The sequence below is a fragment of the Mesorhizobium sp. M0047 genome, from assembly GCF_040323315.1.
Lineage (GTDB): Bacteria > Pseudomonadota > Alphaproteobacteria > Rhizobiales > Rhizobiaceae > Mesorhizobium.
This window is the reverse complement of record NZ_JAMYUW010000098.1, coordinates 1-1,804: the sequence shown is the minus strand read 5'-3', so window position 1 is coordinate 1,804 and position 1,804 is coordinate 1. Positions and strand designations below refer to the sequence as shown.

The window sequence follows — 1,804 nt, the reverse complement described above, 5'->3', positions numbered from 1 at the left end:
TCGCTACGATCGGCTCGCCCGCAACTTCCTCGCCGCCGTCTGCATCGCTGCAACCGTCAGCTACTGGTTATGAGTCTTAGCCCTAAGTTAAAATGTCCGGGTTTGGCAAAGTAGGAATGTCGCTCCTGCTTGTGCGCTGCCAATCTCTCCGCCTTCGACGGTGCGGGAGATTGCAACTTGGGACTTGTTTTCTGATGAGCGAACGCGAGCTGAAGCGTATCGAGGTTTTGTCGAAGGTCATTGAACGACGCATCTCCACTGCGTCGGGCGCGACGATCCTGGGGCTCACGGTCCGCCAGACCCAACGATTATTGAGGACATTGCAAGACGACGGTGCCGCGGCTCTCCGGCACAAGGCGCGCGGCAGATGTTCGAACAATCGCATCGTCGATAACGTTCGCGACTTTGTCCTGGAGCTCATCCGCGAACACTATGTCGACTTTGGTCCGACGCTTGTCCGCGAGAAGCTGCTCGAGCGACACCAGATAGCGGTCAGCAAAGAGACGCTGCGCAAATGGATGACCGAAGCCGCCATTTGGACCTCGCGACGTGAGCGTAAGCGCCAGATTCATCAACCGCGTGGCCGGCGAGATTGCTTCGGCGAGTTGGTTCAGATCGACGGATCGCACCATTGGTGGTTCGAGAGCCGGGGGCCAAAGTGCGCCCTGCTCGTCTACATCGATGACGCCACCGGCAAGCTGCTGCATCTGCGCTTTGCCGGTTCCGAGAACACGTTCGACTATCTGATCGCCACCAAGGCGTATTTGCAGGAATGGGGCAAGCCGATCTCCTTCTACAGCGACAAGCATGGCGTGTTTCGCACGACGCATGGTTCGGAGAAGGATCGAACGACTGGCCTGATGCAGTTCGGTCGCGCGCTCTACGAACTGAACATCGACATCATCTGCGCCAACAGCCCGCAGGCCAAGGGTCGCGTCGAGCGCGCCAATCAGACGCTGCAGGACCGGCTTGTGAAGGAGCTGCGCCTGCGCGGCATCAGCACGATCGAGGCGGCCAATGCTTTCAATGCCCGTTTCGGCAAGGAACCACGCAATCCGAAGGACATGCATCGCCCCCTTGCCGATCATGAGAATCTGGACAGTGCGATGTGCCGCAAGGAGATGCGGACTCTGTCCCAGGCTTTGACACTGCGCTACGACAAGGTGCTGTTCATTCTCGATCCGAGCGTCTTCACTAAGCGCCTGGCCGGTAAGAAGGTCGTTGTCTGCGACTATCCCGATGGCCGCCTCGAGATCATGGAGGGCAGCACGTCCCTGCCCTATATAACTTTTGACAAGCTGCGCTCGGTTCACAGATCGGAGATCGTCGAGAACAAACGCCTGGATGAAGCGCTCGCCATGGTGGCCGAGATGCAGGCCGGCCGTGAGCTGACACGCAGCCAACACGGACCGCGGCGCACAGGCCAGGCGAACCACTTGTTCGGCATTCCCGATGGCAGCCAGAGCAATGGATACCAGAAGCGTGGCCGCAAGCCTGGTCGACGGACGGATTTCATGAACGATCCCGCCGTCATCGCCCGGCGGGAACAGGCGCTGACGAGGCTGGAAGCTGCGGAATGAGATGTCGTGACCAGATCATCAGCGACATTGCGCCAATGTCGTAGGTTCGTCGGACGCTGCCCTCCGCATCCATGTCGTTGGCAGGCTCTCAAAGCTCACATGAGGAGTGATGCGTCAAGGCAAGTTCATTTGTCCATGACGAAACCTTTCAGGGTGCTTCATCGGTATCCAAAGTCTGAGCCATTTCGCTCGACGCGGCACGTTTCCGTTGCCGTTTCAAACTC

The 1,804-nt window shown here is 58.8% G+C and carries 1 protein-coding gene; it reads left to right on the top strand.

Annotated features, from left to right (window positions below):
• The first annotated feature begins 194 nt into the window (after nucleotides 1–194).
• A complete protein-coding gene (locus NKJ89_RS35515) occupies nucleotides 195–1,580 on the top strand; it encodes an ISNCY family transposase (protein WP_352609061.1) in 1,386 nt (461 codons plus the stop codon).
• The last annotated feature ends 224 nt before the right edge of the window (nucleotides 1,581–1,804 follow it).

Bases quoted from the DNA above. Each gene is read 5' to 3' on its own strand.
- NKJ89_RS35515 (WP_352609061.1), top strand. From the start codon at position 195: ATGAGCGAACGCGAGCTGAAGCGTATCGAGGTTTTGTCGAAGGTCATT.